The organism is Brucella tritici (assembly GCF_008932295.1).
Taxonomy (GTDB): domain Bacteria; phylum Pseudomonadota; class Alphaproteobacteria; order Rhizobiales; family Rhizobiaceae; genus Brucella; species Brucella tritici.
Genome location: NZ_WBWA01000026.1, coordinates 52,961 through 70,328 on the forward strand (window position 1 = coordinate 52,961; position 17,368 = coordinate 70,328).

Here is a 17,368-nt window from a genome sequence, read left to right on the forward strand (position 1 = left end):
TCCGCTCCGGTTCTCAAACCCCACCATTTTCGACTCAGCACAGCCCAAATCTCATTGCCCCTTGGATGGTGCCCCTTGGGGAGCCTTTGAGATGCAATTTTTATGTTCGTCCTGTCACGACCCTGTTGACGAATGCTGTGCAATCTAAAAAAGTGCAATAAAGAAACAGTATATCCACCTTGAACCTGCACCGGAATTTATCGTGCAGATTGGAGCAAATGATGGGGATCAAATCCTTCCTTCTGGCAACGACCGTCGTGACGGGCTTTGTAGCGGCTGCCACTTTTTCCGCGAGTGCGCAGGAGCGGGTGGTCAATATCTATAACTGGTCGGATTATATCGACCCCCAGATTCTTGAAGATTTCAAAAAAGAGACCGGCATCAACGTTGTCTATGACAACTATGACTCCAACGAAATTCTTGAAACCAAGCTTCTGGCCGGCGGGAGCGGCTATGACGTTGTAGTGCCGTCGGGCGAATTTCTCGGACGCCAGATTCCGGCGGGCGTGTTCCTGAAGCTCGACAAGGACAAGCTGCCGAACCTCAAGAACATGTGGGATGAAATTTCCACCCGTGTCGCAACCTACGATCCGGGCAACGAATATTCCGTCAACTATATGTGGGGCACGACCGGCATCGGCTACAACAAGGCCAAGATCAAGGAAGCGCTCGGCACCGACACGATCGACTCGTGGGCTGTGCTGTTCGACCCGGAACAGTCGGCCAAGCTGAAGGATTGCGGCATCTATCTGCTTGATTCAGCCAGTGAAATGCTGCGTCCGGCCCTTAACTATCTGGGTCTGGATCCGAATTCCCCATCGCCGGACGATTTGCAGAAGGCGCAGGACCTTTATCTCAAGATCCGCCCGAATATCCGCAAGTTCCACTCGTCGGAATATATCAATGCGCTGGCCAATGGCGATATCTGCATGGCGATCGGCTATTCAGGCGACATCTTCCAGGCTCGTGATCGCGCCGAAAAGGCCAATCAGGGCGTCGAGATCGGCTATTCGATCCCGAAGGAAGGCGCGCTGATCTGGTTCGATCAGATGGCAATCCCGGCAGACGCCAAGCATGTGCCGGAAGCGCTTGAATTCATGAACTACATGATGCGTCCTGAAGTGGCTGCCAAGGCTTCGAACTACGTGTTCTATGCCAATGGCAACAAGGCCTCGCAGGAGTTCATCGACAAGGAAATTCTTGACGATCCGGAAATCTATCCGACCGAAGACGTCATGAAGAAGCTGTTCGTGCCGACGCCTTATGACACCAAGACCCAGCGCGTGGTCACCCGCGCCTGGACCAAGATCGTCACCGGCCAGTAAGAGCCAAAATACTATGGGACCGATATGTCCCGCCCGACATCGTGAAGAGCGGCCCACTGTGCAGACGGAGGGCCGCTCTGCGTCTTGTAATACAGCATAATTATCGAGAGCGGTCCCGCTTTTAAGACAGGCTTTTGGTTCCGGGTAGATCGGATAGGGGAACGGAATGGAATCTTTTGGCAGCTTTCGCCGCAAATTTGCGCCCTGGAACGATCCGGCGGCCAAGCCCTTCATTTCTTTTGAGAATGTGACGAAAATCTTCGGCGATTTTACTGCCGTTGATGACCTCTCGCTCAATGTTTTCAACCGCGAGTTTTTCGCGCTGCTGGGTGCTTCCGGCTGTGGCAAGACCACGCTGATGCGCATGCTGGCAGGCTTCGAGGAGCCGACATCGGGCCGTATCACGCTCGACGGTCAGGATATGCGCGGCATCCCGCCCTATAAGCGCCCGGTCAACATGATGTTCCAGTCCTATGCGCTGTTCCCGCATATGACGGTCGAGAACAATATCGCCTTCGGCCTCAAGCAGGACGGTATGGCGAAATCGGAAATCGATGCGCGCGTCGCTGAAATGCTCAAGCTCGTGAAGCTGGAGCAATATGGCAAGCGCAAGCCGCATCAGTTGTCGGGCGGCCAGCGGCAGCGCGTGGCGCTTGCCCGCTCTGTCGCCAAGCGCCCCAAGGTGCTGCTGCTGGATGAGCCGCTTGGTGCGCTCGACAAGAAGCTGCGCGAAGAAACCCAGTTTGAACTGATGGATTTGCAGGTCAAGCTTGGCATGACCTTCATGGTCGTGACCCACGATCAGGAAGAAGCCATGACCATGTCCGACCGTATCGCGGTCATGGACAAGGGCCGCATCAAGCAGGTGGCGACACCGGCGGAAGTCTATGAGGCGCCGCGCTCCAAATTCGTGGCTGACTTCATCGGCAATGTGAACATCATCGAAGGCGAAGTGGTGAAAGCCGCCAATGGCGAGGCGGAAATCGCAACCGAAAAATTCGGTTTCCACATTCAGACCGAGACCCGCGAGGAACTCAATCCGGGCCAGAAGGTCTGGTATGCAGTGCGCCCGGAAAAGACCCGCATTTCGCGCACCAAGCCGGAAGAAGCTTCAGTCAACGCGGTGGAAGGCGAGTTGTGGGATATTGCCTATTTCGGCGATATGACGGTGTTCCACGTGCGGCTCGAAAATGGGCGCACGATTAAGGCCGCAAGCCTCAATGCCGTGCGCAAGACCGAAAATCCGCTGACCTATGACGAGCGCGTCTGGGTTTCCTTCGATACCGACGCCGGTCTGGTGCTGACTGCCTGAGGAGGCCACCATGCAGAAGCTTATCGCTTCCATTGCCAGCCGCCTCGTCATCGCGATACCCTATTTCTGGCTGCTGGTATTCTTTCTTGTCCCGTTTTTCATCGTCTTCAAGATTTCCCTGTCGGAAGTCGCGATGGCGATCCCGGCCTATACGCCGACCTTCGATCTGGCGCAGGGGTTTGCTGCGACCTGGGAGAGAATAAAGCAGCTTTCATTCGACAATTATCTGTGGCTGCTGGACGATCCCCTTTATTACAAGGCCTATCTGTCGAGCGTTCGCATTGCGGCTATCTCCACCTTCCTGACCTTGCTGGTGGCCTATCCGATGGCCTATGGCATTGCGCGCGCGCCGACGACAATCCGCCCGACGCTGCTGATGCTGGTGATCCTGCCGTTCTGGACCTCGTTCCTGATCCGCGTCTATGCGTGGATCGGTATTCTGAAGCCGGAAGGGCTGCTGAACCAGTTTTTGATGTGGCTCAATGTCATCGATACGCCGCTCAACATTCTGAACACCGATACGGCGGTCTTCATCGGTATCGTCTATTCCTATCTGCCTTTCATGGTGCTGCCGATCTATTCGTCGCTTGAAAAGATGGATTATTCACTGATCGAAGCGGCGCAGGATCTGGGCTGCACGCCGTTTGCCGCATTCTGGAAAATTACGTTTCCGCTGTCGCTCGCCGGTGTGCTGGCAGGCTGCTTCCTGGTCTTCATCCCGGCTGTCGGTGAATTCGTGATCCCCGATCTTCTCGGCGGGTCGCAGACATTGATGATCGGCAAGACGATCTGGAGCGAGTTCTTCTCCAACCGCGACTGGCCAGTATCATCCGCTGTTGCGGTGGTGCTGCTGATCCTGCTGATCGTGCCGATTGTGATCTTCCAGCAGGTGCAGGCACGCGCGCAGGAAAAGGGGAAATAAGCGATGAACAACAACTGGTCCCGTTTCAATATCGCATCGGTGGTTGTCGGCTTTGCCTTCCTCTATCTGCCCATCGTGCTGCTGGTCATCTATTCGTTCAATGAATCCCGGCTGGTGACGGTCTGGGCGGGGTTCTCGACCAAATGGTATGTTGAGCTGTTCCGCAATCAGGCGCTGATGGATGCGGCGTGGGTGACGATCCGCGTCGGGCTTCTGTCTGCAACGATTGCGACTGTTCTGGGCACGCTCGCAGCACTTGCGCTGACACGCTATACGCGCTTTCGCGGACGCATCCTGTTTTCGGGCATGGTCTATGCGCCGCTGGTCATGCCGGATGTCATTACCGGCCTGTCGCTGCTGCTGTTGTTCGTGGCGATGAATTTCGACCGCGGCTTCTGGACGGTAACGCTCGCGCACATCACCTTTTCGATGTGTTTCGTCGCAGTCGTCGTACAATCGCGTCTGGTGAGTTTTGATCGCTCGCTGGAAGAAGCGGCAATGGATCTGGGTGCGCCGCCGGTCACAACCTTCATGAAGATCACATTGCCGGTGATTTTGCCTGCGGTGGTTTCAGGCTGGATGCTCGCATTTACCCTGTCGCTCGACGATCTTGTGATCGCAAGCTTTACCTCCGGTCCGGGTGCAACGACGTTGCCGATGAAAATCTACAGCCAGGTGCGTCTTGGCGTGACGCCGGAAATCAACGCGGTCTGTACAATCCTGATCGCGCTGGTGACCATCGGCGTCATTATTGCTTCGGTCGTCAACAAGCGCCGTGAAGTGCAGCGCCGCCGCGACGAGCAGGCGGCATTCCGTATGGGATAGTGAAAAACAGAAAAACGGGGCTTACTGCCCCGTTCCCATTGAGGACGGCGAAATAAATGGCCGATCCCACGAGCCGCCGACGAAGAAATTGAGCGGCGGCTTGGCGGGCGGATTTTCGGCAGGCTGCTGGTTGTCCTGACCGTCCGTGCTGCCTTCCTGTGGCTGCTGCGGCTGGCTGTTCGGGAACACGACTTCGCCGCTCAGCGCCAGGCTGCGATCCACAAAAGGCACGATTCCTGCCAGTGTCAGCGTGCCGTCGGATGTATCGAGGCGCGCATTTTCCAGCGTAGCCACCCCGTCGGACAGATTGGCCTTCACATCCAGACGATTGAAGGCGAGCGCAACATTTTCCTTCCGCTCAAGAGCGAAGAAGCGCTGGCTCTGCGCTTTGGTGAGAAAATCCTGCACGGCAAAGCCCTGCATCTGGCCATTGTTGAGCTGAATGGAAACATTGCCCTGCGCATTGGTCAGTAGGCCGGACCAGCGATTGGCCGGACCTTTCATGAAAAGCGAGACATTGCCTTTGCCGCTCACGAACGGCTTGTCGAAGCCAAGTGCGGTGAAGAACTGCGAACTGTCGATATCCGAGGCGTTGAAGCGCAATTCGCCGCTGGCGCTCTTCAAGTCGCGCACAATCTGAACATTGGCTTGCATGATGCCGTTGAAGGCTTTGGCATCGCCGATGTCGAAGATGGCGCGGCCACCGCGTATCTGTACCGCAGCCGCTACGCCCGTCATGGTCACGGGGCCTGCTGTAGCGTTTTGCGCGGAAAGGCGAAGATCAACTTCCGCACGATCGATAAAGCTCGTATCCACGACATCGCGGTCGTGATTGTTGCGCTCGTTCGGCGAACGCGCTCCGCTGTCAGGCAGCGGAATGAAAGCCGAAAACAGGCGGCGAAGGTCGAGCTTGTCGAAAGCCAGCGTGCCGGTCACAGCCGGTTGCTCCTGCTCCAGACCGATCTCGATCACACCTTTAGCCGGGCTGTCGCTGGCGGTCATTTCCACATCTGCGAATTTCAGTCGCTTCGGCGTCGCGGTAATAGTCGAATCCAGTGAGAAAGCGCCAATTTCGGCGCTGCCTGCAATCGGAGGAAGGCTCAGCCAGCGCACTGCGCCACTGAGCGACGGGGTCTTGGCGGTCAGATCGCCTTCGAAAAAGCGATCCTTGGAAATATTCGCCTTGCCCTGAAAGGTAAGGCTTAGCGGATTGGCAGTCAGGCTCGCGGTCACATCCGATGTGCCACCAGCCAGAAGCGGCAGGGCTTGTGCCGCAGTCAGGCTGAACTGGGAGGTTTCGTCACGCCATTTGGCGCTGCCCTTCAGCGTTGCGGCGCTCGATGTGCGCGGCCATTCCAGCGTTGCACTGACATTGGTTATCTGTTCGTCATTGGTGATTTCCGGCTCGCTGCCCGGACGGTTGAATGCAATCGTTCCATCGCGGACCACGACGCGACCGAAGGGTTGCGAAGCCTGCTGTGCAGCCTGCGCATTGTCGCCGGAGCCGCTTTTTTGCAGGGCGCGTTGCGCACGGATTGCAGTGCCGAGCCGTCCGTTGGAATTGGCGATGGCATCAAGGAGTTGCGAGAAATTCGAAACCGGGCCGTCGAGATTGACATGTGGGCGGACGATCTGCGTTTCGGAAAAGGAGATATGTCCCATGATGGCATCGAGCGGCGAGAGTTCCACGTCGATACGGTCTGCGCTCATGAGCGGCTTCTGTCCCTGATCCGTAAGCTTGCTGAGCGTCACACCATTCAGGGACGCGCGCAGAACAGGAAACACTTTCAGGCGAGGGGCTTGCCTGAGTTCGACGCTATAGCCGGTCCAGGCGCTGATTTCCTGCGCAACGCGAATACGGATGGCATCGGTCGAGACGATGAAAGGCACCACGGCCAGCAAGGTTGCTGCAGCCGCGGCGCAGAGAATGACGAGCGCAATTATGAGGCGCATAAATCGGGGCCAGCGCATCAATCATCCAATCAATGTGTTTCATTAGAGCGCAGATCTGATTGAGTCGGATCGGCGCTCTAACTGTTTTTCCGCACATCTTATCCGAAAACCGCTTCACACTTTTCGGGATGCGCTCCAAGCTGTAAACCAGCAATCGGCCAAAGCAAAGACGCTAGTGTGGTGGATTTGAAGTTCCTGCCATTTGCATGGCATCATCGTCCAGGAACTTCAAATCCGTAAACCACACTAGATGTATGACTCATCATCTGCGGTGGCAGATGACGGAATCAAATCACCAGTGCTGCTTCTTTCCTATGGTTAATCAATTGCTGCACGGAAATTAACCCTGATTTTACAGTCGCTACCAATGAGTAAATTCTGAACGAAGAATTTAAGGCGTCGTTAACCGGCTTCACGCGATAAGGGATGCAACACTGAGTGATGATCGAGCTGCCGTTTCCGGTGCTCCACTGCGAATTGCTTTCGTGTCCTTTTGTCTCTGAGATTCTGATAGCGCCGGTTCGTCCGGCGCTTTTTTTTGAGTTGAAACGAGTGGATTGAATTTGACGTTTGATTCCGACATTTGCTCGGCGTTCATATCCGAGGGATGCAAATGTCGGGATCAGACCATCAGGACATGAAAAAACCTCCCGCAAGGGGAGGTTCTTTAGCCCTTGAAGGTGCCGATCAGTCGGCCAGAACGCGCGTCGGCGGAAAGGCGATTTCAACCACAGTTCCATGCCCCGGAGTGGAATCGATGGCAAATTGCGCACGATTGGCTTCCACCATGGCTTTTGTCAGGGGCAGGCCCAGTCCAGTGCCTTCGCTGCGCCAGTCTTTCGCGGTCTCGGCCTTGCGGCGTTCCAGTGCATTGACCTGCCGGAATGGCTTCAGCGCCTGTTCGACCTCGGATTTGGTCATGCCGATGCCGGTGTCGCGCACCCGCATCACGACGTCGCCGTTCATTTCATAGCTCGTCGATACAATCACCTGGCCGCCCGGCGCGGTGAAGCGCACTGCGTTGGACAGAAGGTTCAGGGCCACCTGCTTGATCGAACGCGTGTCAGCCACGATGTCGGGCAGGTTGGACTGGAAGCTCGAACGGATGATGACGCGTTCGCGATTGGCCTGCGGCTGCATCAGCGCGATGGCCTCGGCAATGGCATCGTTGAGCGAAACCGCTTCAAACTGCATGTCGAGAGCGCCAGCTTCGATCTTTGAAATGTCGAGCAGATCATTGACCAATGCCAGCACGTGATTGCCGGAACGATTGATGTCGCGCAGGTAATCCCGGTAGCGATCATTGCCGATAGGGCCGAATTTTTCGTCGGCCATCAACTCCGAAAAGCCGATAATCGCATTGAGCGGCGTGCGGATTTCGTGGCTGATGCGTGCCAGAAACTCGGTCTTCTGGCTCGAAGCGCGTTCAGCTTCCTTGCGGGCGTTGGTCAGTTCTTCCTCGGTGCGCTTCCACTGCGTAATGTCGCGCAGGACAGCACAGTACCCACCCGCATGGGGCAGTTTGCCGATGGTCATGAACAGCGGAATGAACCCACCCTTGGCTTCGCGACCGATCACTTCGCGCCCGTCATTGAGGACACTCAGAACGCCGTTGCCGGAAAGGCCATGCAGATAGTCCATCGCGGCGCGCTGGCTTTCGATGGCAAACAGCATCGAGAAGAACTTGCCTTCCGTCTCGTCGCGTTCATAGCCGAACAAAGCCGAGGCCGAATGGTTCATGGAGCGGATGCGGCCTTCCGGGTCGATGAGAACAACACCGTCCGTTGCCGTGTCGAGAATGGTCTTCAGTTCTTCGACATGATCTGCAAGCGCCTGCTTCTCGTCATCCGTATTGATGGCGACATTGATAGCGACCGGCGTTTCAGCCGGGACGGCAACAGTTTCAACGGGTGCCGGGGCAGCAGCTACCGGCATCAGGCTCAACATAAGTGCGCGGCCATCGCGCCAGGAAATGGCATTGAGATGCGCATCGACAGGTTCTTCGCTGCCATTGGCACGGCGCAGCACCATGCCCTGTCGCGTTTCACCATCATCGCTTTCGCTGTTGAACAGCACGTCCACGCCACCCGCATCGCGAATATCGTCGAGCGATTCATAGCCAGTGAGATCGAGCAAAGCCTGATTGACGTAATGAATCTTGTCGCCCGAATGAATAATCACCGGCACAGGAAGATTGGCCAGAAGAGCGGTTTCATCGCCGTAGGTCGCTGCGGAGGCCGCAAATGGGACTTCTTCCGTTGCAACGTCATCGATGAACGGCGCTTTCGCGTCAGTCTGTTCGACCGGCTGAGAACTGTCAGCAACGGTTTCTTCCGATATGGCAGCCGTTTCGGTTTCGGCGCGCGAATTGGCAAGACCCTGCTTGCGCAGACGGTCAGCGATTTCGCGAAACGCATTGCGTTCGGTCTTGGTCAGCCCGCCTTCGGGGCGCTCTTCGCGCTCCTGTTCCTTCAGCATGCGTGCCTGATCTGCGGCCACTTTTTCCTGCGCGCAGGCATTCAGCAGGCTGATGACCTTGTCGGATTCGCGGCGCCCCGGTGTCGGTGCGATGTCCAGCGGCGGCTTGGGCAACGTTGCAACAGGGCTATCGTCATTGGCGACTTCTTCGCTCAGCGCCAGAACGTCGTCGTCTTCGACAGATGTTGCCGTTTCAACCGGCTCGTTGACAGGCTTGCGCGTCTGCGGAATGCCACCTGCAAGCACCAGCCCGATTTCCTCCGGGTCCTTTTCGGTCTCTGCCGGACGCACCAGACCAAAGCCGCGGAAACCGGTAAACTCCCGGTCGCGGGAATAGACGGGCAGGGCGGCAAGCTCGACCGGCACGCGCAAATCCGTGCCCTCTACCGGCCACATCAACCGTTTCCCCGACCATGTGTCACGCTTGTCCAGCAGGGCCGCAATGCTGCCATCCGGATCGAAGCCGAAGACATTGGCAACATCGGCAAAGCGACGTCCAACGACGTCAGCCGCATTCGGTCCAATCGTTGCGGCAAGGTCCGGCGATATTTCACTGAAAGTGCCGTCGGGGCCTACCTTCCAGATGAAGCGCGCTGGCGGAGCATCCTGTTCGAACACAAAGTTGCGGGGCTTCGGCTGATCGGCAGAAGCGTCTTCAGTATTTGCGCTTGCTGCTGGCTCTGGAAGCATCTCTTCCAGTATCTCTTCGGCTTCACCCTGCATGGCGACAGGTGCTTCCAATGTCGCGAGGGGAGCGTCACCGACAATGAAGAGAAGGTGCATGGGCGGCGTGTCGGTCAGTCGCGCAATCGCTCCGGGTATGGAGTGCTTTCCAGCGCGGATGCGACGTTTGACGATGCGGTCGCTCGCGTCTGCGGCTTCGATGACAAGGTCTTCCAGCGTGGTGGAGGAAATGTCGAGCGCTACAAAACGCGGGCTTGCGGCAATCACCCGGCTGCTTGCGTCAATCAGTGCAATATGCGTGCTGTCATCGCTCAGGCCGGAAATGATGGCTTCAGCGTCTGCGTCCTTGCCATCGGCAGTCAGCAGCAGCCCGGACACGCCGTCGGGAAGGGTGATGTGCGAAACGCTGAAACGGGTGAGATCGGAACGCAATCCGCCACCCAGACGAACGGAAACGGTTCGGGTTTCACCCTCCGCATTGCTGTTCGACGAGGCGATCTGCCGGCGTGTGGCTATGGGCAGATCAAGGCCGCCGCCGATCATGTCTTCCACGCGATCGAAGCCGAAAAGCTTCGCGCCGGGGCCGTTGACCCAAAGCACTGCCGAAAGGTCCTGCGTCAGCACGAGCTGCGCATCACCCTTTGCAAAGCCTTCGCGGATAGAATCCAGCGCGGCAATATCGATGAAGGGGTATGATCCTGACATACCTGTCCTTACCTGTTCTTTCGACCGCCCGCAGTGCTCGTTAACACCCTGTTAATAAGCCTCTTATGGGCGCGGGTCCACATTGCCATTGGGTATGGGCTGCATTTTCTGTTTCATTAGTTAATGTGGGAAAGGCAATTTTACAGGCTCGGGCCAATATCCAGGTTGTGCACAGCCGGTCTCCTATAATGGTTACCAGCCCGTGACCGTTCACAGCAGGATTTGATATAGAATCCCGCAATTGGGAATTTCTGAAAAAAGAGAGCTATAATCACTTGCAATATGGATCGATTCTCCGTATGTGACCCCCTGTCGGCGACGCCAGAGCGTCACGCAGCCGACACAAAGGTACGCGGTCGTAGCTCAGTTGGTTAGAGCGCAGGATTGTGGCTCCTGAGGTCGTTGGTTCAACTCCAACCGACCGTACCATTATTTCAAGCCACCCATCGTAATAATATGTAATAATATCAATCGCTTAGGCGGATTTTCTATTGTTGGTTTGATCTTAAACGTACCGTTTTGTGATACATACTGTGCTACAAAATGCGCTACTTAGTGTGCCAGACTATGGTATCATGCCTGTATGGCTGGCTATCGTATCAAATCAGATCCTCATCGATATTTGAAAAGCCGCGACGGCGTTTATCAGTATGTTCGCCGCGTTCCCATGTCTGTTGCAGGCAAGGATAGTCGCGCTCCTATCGTCCGCGTAAGCCTGAAAACTAGCGATCTCGCTCGGGCGATGACAAAGCGCGATGGGTATGAGTCGGCTGACGACGCGCTATGGGCTATGCTGAATGCTGGCGCTGACGGGGATAAGGCTCGGGCACTATATGATGCAGCCATTAAGCGCGCAGAAGCCATCGGAATTTCATATGTGTCAGCCGATAGGCTGCTCGCGATGCCTGATGATGCGCTGGCGACCCGACTAAACCTCGTAACTGGCAATCCGGTAGAAGACGCGGCCGCAGTGGGTGCCGCAAGCATCCCATCAGTGTCTGTGACGCAAGCCCTCAAAATCTACTTTGACGAGATCACGCCCGATGAACTGACGGGCAAGAGCGAAATCCAGAAAAAGCGTTGGCGCGCACACAAGCAGCGGGCGATCGATCATTTTGTGAAGATTGTCTCAGATAAAGCAATCGCTGACATAACCCGCGAAGACGCGCAGAAATTCTACAAGGTCTGGCTACAAATGATAACGAAACCAGCCAAAGGGAAGCAGCCGATATCTGCCAGCATGGGCAATCGCATGATGGGTGGCATGCGCGTGCTTTTTGCCGAATACTTCAAGCACATGGGCGATAGGGATCGGCCGAATCCTTTTCGCGGTCTGAGTTTTGCTGAGAAGGTAGAAAAGTCACGGCCGCCAATTCCGACGGATATCATCCAGGTAAAGTTCCTGACCTATGGCCCACTCGTCAGCTTAAACGAAGAAGCTCGCGGTATCGTCTTGGCGATGATTGAAACAGGATGCAGGCCAAGCGAACTCTGTAACATTACAGCCGAAGACATATTCCTCGCTGATAAAGTACCGCATATCCTTATTGCGCCCCGAAAAGATGCGGCGGATCCGCGCGAGATCAAAACAGCGTCGTCTGTCCGCAAGCTGCCGTTGGTCGGCATAGCGCATGAGGTTTTTACGAAACATCGGAATGGCTTCCCTCGTTACAAAAACAAGGAAGACGCGCTATCGGCGACGCTGAATAAGTATTTCAAGGACAACGATCTGTTTCCGAAGGGTGCCGGCTACGGGCGAGCGATCCAAGTGGAAGGGTGCAGAATTCATCGCCGTCGGCGAAAAGCATATCGACTCCGGCTTTGTTTTTCATCCGGACTTTCTGAAGCACAACAGCCAGCGGTTCCTGAAATTCAACGCTGGAACGCGATATCCGCTAGCTTCGTCAACACGCGTTCTGAAGTACCAGCAGCGCGGCTACGAACTGCTCCATCGACATTGTGCACCATCTGCGCAAGGTGAGCGACCGCGAGGCAACCGTTGAAGACGCTCGCGGTGCCGTTGCTCTGATCGGTGCAGCGCGATCCGTGCGTGTGCTTAATCGTATGTCCGAAGCGCAGGCCAATGAGGCGGGCATTCCCGGTATGGATCGGTTCGGCTACTTCTCGATCACATACGGCAAGTCGAATCTTACGCCGCTGTCGCACCGGCTGGATTGGCGGCATATCGAAAGCGTGGCATTGGGCAATGGTCGCGGCCTGACGCAGCCGCAGGACCATGCGCCGGTCGTGACGGAATGGCATTGGCCGTCCAGCGAAGAAGTGGCCGAAGGGCTGACTGATGAACAGAAAGATGCAATCCGTGGCGCTGTAAACGGCGGGATGTACAAGCAAGCGCCGCAGGCCAAGGATTGGGTTGGTCACGCCGTGGCCTATGCGCTAGGGCTGGATGTCGACGACGAGGTGCAGAAGAAGCGGACCAACCTCATTACCAAGGCACTATTCAAGGAAGGGTTTTTGGCAAAAGTCGAGGAGCGCGATCCGGTGCAGCGAAAGACGACGACGTTTGTGAGGGCGGTTGCGTCCTAAAGACGCAAAAAATGAGTTAGCAAAAACGCGCCTCGCGGCTACAGTCTCATGAAGAGCTAATAGGAGGGCTATTATGGCGGACGGTAATTTTTCAGGCGCAAAGCGCAGCATCGTGGTTGATGGCTTCACGAACAGCGTTCTCGACCCAAAAGAGCCAATGCTTGGACCGTTGCAGAATGGCGGAACCATCATTGCAAATACTGCGCCGGGATGCTGGGGCCCAATGATAACGCCTAGATTACGCGGTGGTCATGAAGTCACTAAGCCTGTTTTCATTGATGGAGCAGAAGTTGGCGACGGAGTAGTCATTCGTATTCGAGATATATCTGTGACGTCTCTTGCGACGGCATCGGGTCATGACACCGTGTCTAACCAATTTTGTCTCGGCGATCCATTCGTGGCAGCGCGTTGCCAAACTTGTGATGAAGTTTGGCCTGAAACACACATCGAAGGCGTTGGCCAAGATTCCGTGAAATGCAACAAATGTGGAGGAGCTATTAAGCCCTTTACTATGGAGCATGGTTATACGGTCGTTTTTGATGACACGCAGTCGGTTGGTCTCACGCTGCCGCAAGCCGCAGCACAAAAGATTGCGCAGAATGCCGACCATTACGCATCGCTACCGGATAACTCTGTGCAGCATTCCATCCTGAACTATGCGCCGGCCGATCTCGTCGGTGCCATTGTTCGTATGCGGCCATTCCTGGGACAGCTCGGTACGACTCCGTCGATAGCTATGCCCGATTCACACAATGCTGGCGATTTTGGCGCCTTCCTCGTCGGCGCTCCTCACATCTATTCGCTGACGCCCGAACAATTGCTGGAACACAAAACAGATGGTCATATGGACATCGATGCGGTTCGCGCTGGAGCTGTTCTTGTTTGCCCTGTGAAGGTTAAGGGGGCGGGCGTTTACATGGGGGACATGCACGCCTCTCAGGGAGACGGTGAGATTGCAGGCCACACTATGGATGTTGCAGGAAGCGTGACGCTTCAAGTGGAAATTCTCAAGAAATACAACAATGATGGACCTGTGTTGTTCCCTTTGTTGGAAGACCTCCCACCTCTGGCGCGACCGTTTACTGCTGAGGAAAAACTGAAAGCAGCAAAGTTGGCAGAGCAATGGGGCGTCGAGCAAACAGAAGAAGTGGCGCCGATTTCAGTAATCGGAACGGCGCCGAACATGAATGCCGCCATCGTCAATGGCCTCGAACGAGCAGCAAAACTGCTCGGCATGTCCGTCGGTGAGGTTCGCAATCGTGCGACGGTTAATGGTGCAATTGAAATCGGACGCGATCCTGGTGTTATTCACGTCACCTTCTTGGCCCCACTGAAGAACCTAGATGCGGCTGGCTTGGGAGATATCGCTAGAAAACAATACGATATCTAAGTTTTTTGATGGCACGCATAAGGCGTGCCGAAAAGTAGCTTGACGTACTATAAAGCGGGGCTTCGGCTCCGCTTTTTTGTTGTTGCTGACTAAGCTTTTCGTCTTAATCAGCCAAATTGAAATCTGCCAAGCCCAACAGAATTGCAACGAAAACGTTCCAGGGCCCCGTTTCAGTCACACTTTATGTAAGAATGCAGTGTCGTTGGAAGAGGTTTAACTAAAGACACCTTGATCAGTTTCTTTGGAATGAGCTAGAACAGATGCAATAGCTCTCATTGCCATTAAACGTCGTCGTTCAGCTGGATAACCGGGAAAATATCTTCGAAGTTGAGCGCTAACTTCGTTAGCTATCTCTTCTTGTTCTACTTCAGATAGGGCGCTCCGATCCCCAATGTGCCTTCTAGCTCGTTCTAAAGCAGCTTGGTACACGCTTTGTCCTCGATTTTCCATTGTATCAGCGACGTAAGTACGGCGCGCTAATGCTCGAATCTCATCCTTCAATTCAGAAAATTCTTGGAGGAAATTTTCGGGAGAAATCTCTTTGGTCTCTAGGCGTGCTGCCTTATATTGGCCGAAGTGCCCCAAGAATGTTGTGTAGCCTTCATTCTGCGATGCTTTGACAGTTCCGATAATCTTTCTAGCGAGGTCGGCTTTAAAGTTAATCATAGTCGGGTATCTCAAATCTCTGGGATAAGTGAGATGCTCAATTGCCGACGTGTCAAACGAATAGCTTGTAATGTCGTCCTTGACGATAACAACTGGCTTATCGAAGGCGAGGCGCAAGCCAAGCTCCAACATTACATTCGGGTTTTTCCCACTAACATCCACAACCACGATCGGATTTTCATAGAGATTCTGAATAATTCGCTTGTGGATGACGCCTATATCATCAGCAGCACTTACGAGGTTTGCCTCGTACCCAGCCGTCTTAATGGCGTCCGATAGTATTTCTAAAACTTGCGCCCAATGGGTTTCATCACATCCATCAATTGCAGAAATAGGCATCACTACCCCGCACTTCTGCGGTAAATCTGTGTTGGCTTTTTCATTTTCGGTGTGGTTTTTAGACATTTCAATTAGCCCCCAATTTTACCGCAGAGAATTGAACCCCGAGTTTCTCTCAGACGCAAGTGGCCAGCACGCCAAACAGGCCATTCCAGCCTTCATATACAACCTACTGTCACAATCACAATACAACTTATGATACTGCGCACTTCTTTGTGCGCACTTCTCGAAAAACCCTAAAAGGAGTTCGCAAATGCACGCTGCTTTTGGTGCGTAAGAGTTCTTATATAGAAACTTACGCACAAAGCGCGCGGCGCGCAGTTCTCGAGTTTTGAGAAGTGCGCACTTTTCCAGATTTTGGCCAATTCCAGAATACAACCTGATTTGAGGTTGGCGACAAGACGCCCCCGGCGAATGGTGTAGCTGGAGGACCGCAAAGCGCCTTGCCCCACGACAGGGTAACGTCTCGCTTTTTGCCTGTCCATTAACACCACATTTATTGAGGCATTCCACACTCCTCTTGCCGCTACCAACGGCGTACCGCAATTAACACGAGGAGCTCACATGGCACGCAGCCGCACACGCGCGCCTTCGTCTATGACCGCCGGGCATCGCATGTGGCGCGCGTTGTCTGCGGACGAATAGGCGCCAACACAAATGCACGTCGGGAAAATACAACTCGATCCTCAGCGATTATTGAGGGTTTGAGATTGTGATCGTTCTCGCAATTGTGGAACATGCGGACCTCTGGATGATTGGAGATCGCAATGGCCCATGCCGATGAGAATGACACTGGCTTTCGTCACGAGGTTGCAGAACGAACTCTAAGGTATTTAGGGCGATCAGCAGATTCGCTGACAGCCAGAGAACAGTCTGTCCTCGCGCGACTGTCAGAGCGCCAAACGATAGCACGAGATGTAAACAGGTCGTTTGACGAGAAGCTCACCTACGGTCAGCGGCTGGCAGATAAGGTCGCCGAATTCGGTGGTTCGTGGACCTTCATAATGCTGTTTGCGCTCGTTTTGGTCGCGTGGGTCGTTGCCAATACGGTTGCGCTTGCTTTCGACCCTTACCCGTTCATCTTCCTCAATCTCGTGCTTTCAATGCTAGCCGCAGTGCAGGCGCCCATCATTATGATGAGCCAGAACCGCCAAGCCGCAAGGGACCGGTTGGATGCTGCACATGATTACGAAGTGAACCTCAAGGCTGAAATCGAAATAATGGCGCTACACGAGAAGTTTGATCAATTGCGTTCGAACGAACTCAAAGCACTTATCGAAAAGCAGCAGGAACAATTAGAAATCCTTTCATCATTGCTTTCCTCAGCCAAGACAGATCAACGTTAGAGCGCATCCTTGTCGGAAAACTGTTTCACACTTTTCCAGATGCGCTCCAAGGCTCCCTGTCCGGGCTGCTTTCGCTAGTGACTTACGTTATGTTATCCCGAATGCCACGTCAGGCTGCGGCAAGCGCCTCGGCGATGCTGTCCTTCAAGGTGAGACGCTGTTTGCGCAGGTTCGTTTCTTCTTCCTGGCTCACCGGCGCAATTTTTGTTTCGGCGCGGTGGATGCGGTCATTGACGGAATCATATTCTTCCAGAATGCGGGCAAAATGCGCATCCTTTGCTTTCAGGGCATGAATGGCATCGAGTTGGCCGGGAAACTCTTCTCCAAGTGTGTGGGGGGTATTCGACATTCTGTAGCTCCTTCCTTTGGTTGAAAAGATCTTCGCAAGCCAGCAAGCGGGTGGCATTGATCGCAATCAAGACGGGCTGAAAGGAGCATGCCGAAACTGCATGGCTGGCATGCAAATGCCGATCTTCTAAGTCGGCGGAGCGATCCCCATTTCATGGGCACGGACCAACGAAGTGTCCGTGATGGAGAGAAAAATGTTTACCCGCTTCAATAATCGTTTCGGTCGTGCATTCGCGCAATTCGGTAGCGCCGTTCGTGCTTCTGCTGCTGTGCGCGCTGGTCAGAAGCCAACTGCCCAGGACCTTGAGACGCTTGGCATCGACGTTGACCAGTTCCGTCGTATTCAGGGTTGAGCAATCAAGTAAGCGTATGTGTATCTGAGTAAAAAAACCCCGGAAATCCGGGGCTTATACATTTGAGGCCGGAACGTTAAACTTCGTTCCGGCCTCTATGTCATTGTGGTGAATGCAACACCGCAATGGCTGCTGCAAAGCGGTTGAGCCCATCGGGGCGTGAACTTTCGTTCGT

13 protein-coding genes and 1 tRNA gene are annotated in these 17,368 nt (G+C 54.7%); 10 read left to right on the forward strand and 4 right to left on the reverse strand.

Annotated features, from left to right (window positions below; translation table 11 throughout):
• Window positions 1–221: 221 nt before the first annotated feature.
• The 4 genes from F9K91_RS20730 (at window position 222) to F9K91_RS20745 (ending at window position 4,384) form a co-directional block, all read left to right on the forward strand.
• Window positions 222–1,325: a polyamine ABC transporter substrate-binding protein gene (locus F9K91_RS20730; protein ID WP_151678618.1), complete on the forward strand. Its 1,104-nt coding sequence runs from the start codon at window positions 222–224 to the stop codon at window positions 1,323–1,325.
• 166 nt (window positions 1,326–1,491) lie between these two features.
• A complete protein-coding gene (locus F9K91_RS20735) occupies window positions 1,492–2,637 on the forward strand; it encodes an ABC transporter ATP-binding protein (RefSeq protein WP_151555644.1) in 1,146 nt (381 codons plus the stop codon).
• 10 nt (window positions 2,638–2,647) lie between these two features.
• Window positions 2,648–3,559: an ABC transporter permease subunit gene (locus F9K91_RS20740; RefSeq protein ID WP_151678619.1), complete on the forward strand. Its 912-nt coding sequence runs from the start codon at window positions 2,648–2,650 to the stop codon at window positions 3,557–3,559.
• Window positions 3,560–3,562: 3 nt separating this feature from the next.
• Window positions 3,563–4,384 carry an ABC transporter permease gene (locus F9K91_RS20745; RefSeq protein ID WP_151678620.1) on the forward strand — a complete coding sequence of 274 codons (822 nt, stop codon included), beginning with the start codon at window positions 3,563–3,565 and terminating at the stop codon, window positions 4,382–4,384.
• Between the two features lie 21 nt (window positions 4,385–4,405).
• On the opposite strand, the gene F9K91_RS20750 is transcribed toward F9K91_RS20745, so the two are convergent.
• Both F9K91_RS20750 and pdhS read right to left on the reverse strand, forming a co-directional pair.
• A complete protein-coding gene (locus tag F9K91_RS20750; RefSeq protein WP_151555647.1) occupies window positions 4,406–6,355 on the reverse strand; it encodes an AsmA family protein in 1,950 nt (649 codons plus the stop codon).
• Window positions 6,356–7,024: 669 nt separating this feature from the next.
• Entirely contained in the window at window positions 7,025–10,204 is a 3,180-nt protein-coding gene (pdhS, locus tag F9K91_RS20755) for a cell-division control histidine kinase PdhS (RefSeq protein WP_151678621.1), read from the reverse strand.
• Window positions 10,205–10,556: 352 nt separating this feature from the next.
• Between pdhS and F9K91_RS20760 the strand changes: the two genes are divergently transcribed.
• From F9K91_RS20760 to F9K91_RS20775, 4 genes are all read left to right on the forward strand, one after another.
• A tRNA-His gene (locus tag F9K91_RS20760) sits at window positions 10,557–10,633 on the forward strand.
• 154 nt (window positions 10,634–10,787) lie between these two features.
• Window positions 10,788–12,185 carry a site-specific integrase gene (locus tag F9K91_RS20765; RefSeq protein WP_208852717.1) on the forward strand — a complete coding sequence of 466 codons (1,398 nt, stop codon included), beginning with the start codon at window positions 10,788–10,790 and terminating at the stop codon, window positions 12,183–12,185.
• The gene (locus F9K91_RS20770; RefSeq protein WP_235913321.1) at window positions 12,182–12,751 is read left to right on the forward strand and encodes an AAA family ATPase; all 570 of its coding nucleotides are present in this window, start codon (window positions 12,182–12,184) and stop codon (window positions 12,749–12,751) included. Before F9K91_RS20765 ends, F9K91_RS20770 begins: the two co-directional genes overlap by 4 nt.
• Window positions 12,752–12,824: 73 nt before the next feature.
• Window positions 12,825–14,141: an acetamidase/formamidase family protein gene (locus tag F9K91_RS20775; RefSeq protein ID WP_151678622.1), complete on the forward strand. Its 1,317-nt coding sequence runs from the start codon at window positions 12,825–12,827 to the stop codon at window positions 14,139–14,141.
• A 213-nt stretch (window positions 14,142–14,354) separates the two neighbouring features.
• On the opposite strand, the gene F9K91_RS20780 is transcribed toward F9K91_RS20775, so the two are convergent.
• Window positions 14,355–15,212: an RNA helicase gene (locus F9K91_RS20780; RefSeq protein WP_151678623.1), complete on the reverse strand. Its 858-nt coding sequence runs from the start codon at window positions 15,210–15,212 to the stop codon at window positions 14,355–14,357.
• Between the two features lie 701 nt (window positions 15,213–15,913).
• Between F9K91_RS20780 and F9K91_RS20785 the strand changes: the two genes are divergently transcribed.
• The gene (locus tag F9K91_RS20785) at window positions 15,914–16,492 is read left to right on the forward strand and encodes a DUF1003 domain-containing protein (RefSeq protein ID WP_061346958.1); all 579 of its coding nucleotides are present in this window, start codon (window positions 15,914–15,916) and stop codon (window positions 16,490–16,492) included.
• Window positions 16,493–16,601: 109 nt separating this feature from the next.
• Here F9K91_RS20785 and F9K91_RS20790 read toward each other — a convergent pair whose 3' ends face one another.
• Complete coding sequence (locus tag F9K91_RS20790) at window positions 16,602–16,841, reverse strand: YdcH family protein (RefSeq protein ID WP_061346959.1); 240 nt, start codon at window positions 16,839–16,841, stop codon at window positions 16,602–16,604.
• A 193-nt stretch (window positions 16,842–17,034) separates the two neighbouring features.
• On the opposite strand from F9K91_RS20790, the gene F9K91_RS26040 reads away from it, so the two are divergent.
• Window positions 17,035–17,193, forward strand: a complete 159-nt coding sequence (locus F9K91_RS26040) for a hypothetical protein (protein ID WP_100229493.1) — start codon at window positions 17,035–17,037, stop codon at window positions 17,191–17,193.
• Window positions 17,194–17,368 lie beyond the last annotated feature (175 nt).

Bases quoted from the DNA above. Each gene is read 5' to 3' on its own strand.
- F9K91_RS20735 (WP_151555644.1), top strand. From the start codon at position 1,492: ATGGAATCTTTTGGCAGCTTTCGCCGCAAATTTGCGCCCTGGAACGAT.
- F9K91_RS20785 (WP_061346958.1), top strand. From the start codon at position 15,914: ATGGCCCATGCCGATGAGAATGACACTGGCTTTCGTCACGAGGTTGCA.
- F9K91_RS20780 (WP_151678623.1), bottom strand. From the start codon at position 15,212: ATGTCTAAAAACCACACCGAAAATGAAAAAGCCAACACAGATTTACCG.
- F9K91_RS20740 (WP_151678619.1), top strand. From the start codon at position 2,648: ATGCAGAAGCTTATCGCTTCCATTGCCAGCCGCCTCGTCATCGCGATA.
- F9K91_RS20775 (WP_151678622.1), top strand. From the start codon at position 12,825: ATGGCGGACGGTAATTTTTCAGGCGCAAAGCGCAGCATCGTGGTTGAT.
- F9K91_RS20765 (WP_208852717.1), top strand. From the start codon at position 10,788: ATGGCTGGCTATCGTATCAAATCAGATCCTCATCGATATTTGAAAAGC.
- F9K91_RS20745 (WP_151678620.1), top strand. From the start codon at position 3,563: ATGAACAACAACTGGTCCCGTTTCAATATCGCATCGGTGGTTGTCGGC.
- F9K91_RS26040 (WP_100229493.1), top strand. From the start codon at position 17,035: ATGTTTACCCGCTTCAATAATCGTTTCGGTCGTGCATTCGCGCAATTC.
- F9K91_RS20730 (WP_151678618.1), top strand. From the start codon at position 222: ATGGGGATCAAATCCTTCCTTCTGGCAACGACCGTCGTGACGGGCTTT.
- F9K91_RS20750 (WP_151555647.1), bottom strand. From the start codon at position 6,355: ATGCGCTGGCCCCGATTTATGCGCCTCATAATTGCGCTCGTCATTCTC.
- F9K91_RS20790 (WP_061346959.1), bottom strand. From the start codon at position 16,841: ATGTCGAATACCCCCCACACACTTGGAGAAGAGTTTCCCGGCCAACTC.
- pdhS (WP_151678621.1), bottom strand. From the start codon at position 10,204: ATGTCAGGATCATACCCCTTCATCGATATTGCCGCGCTGGATTCTATC.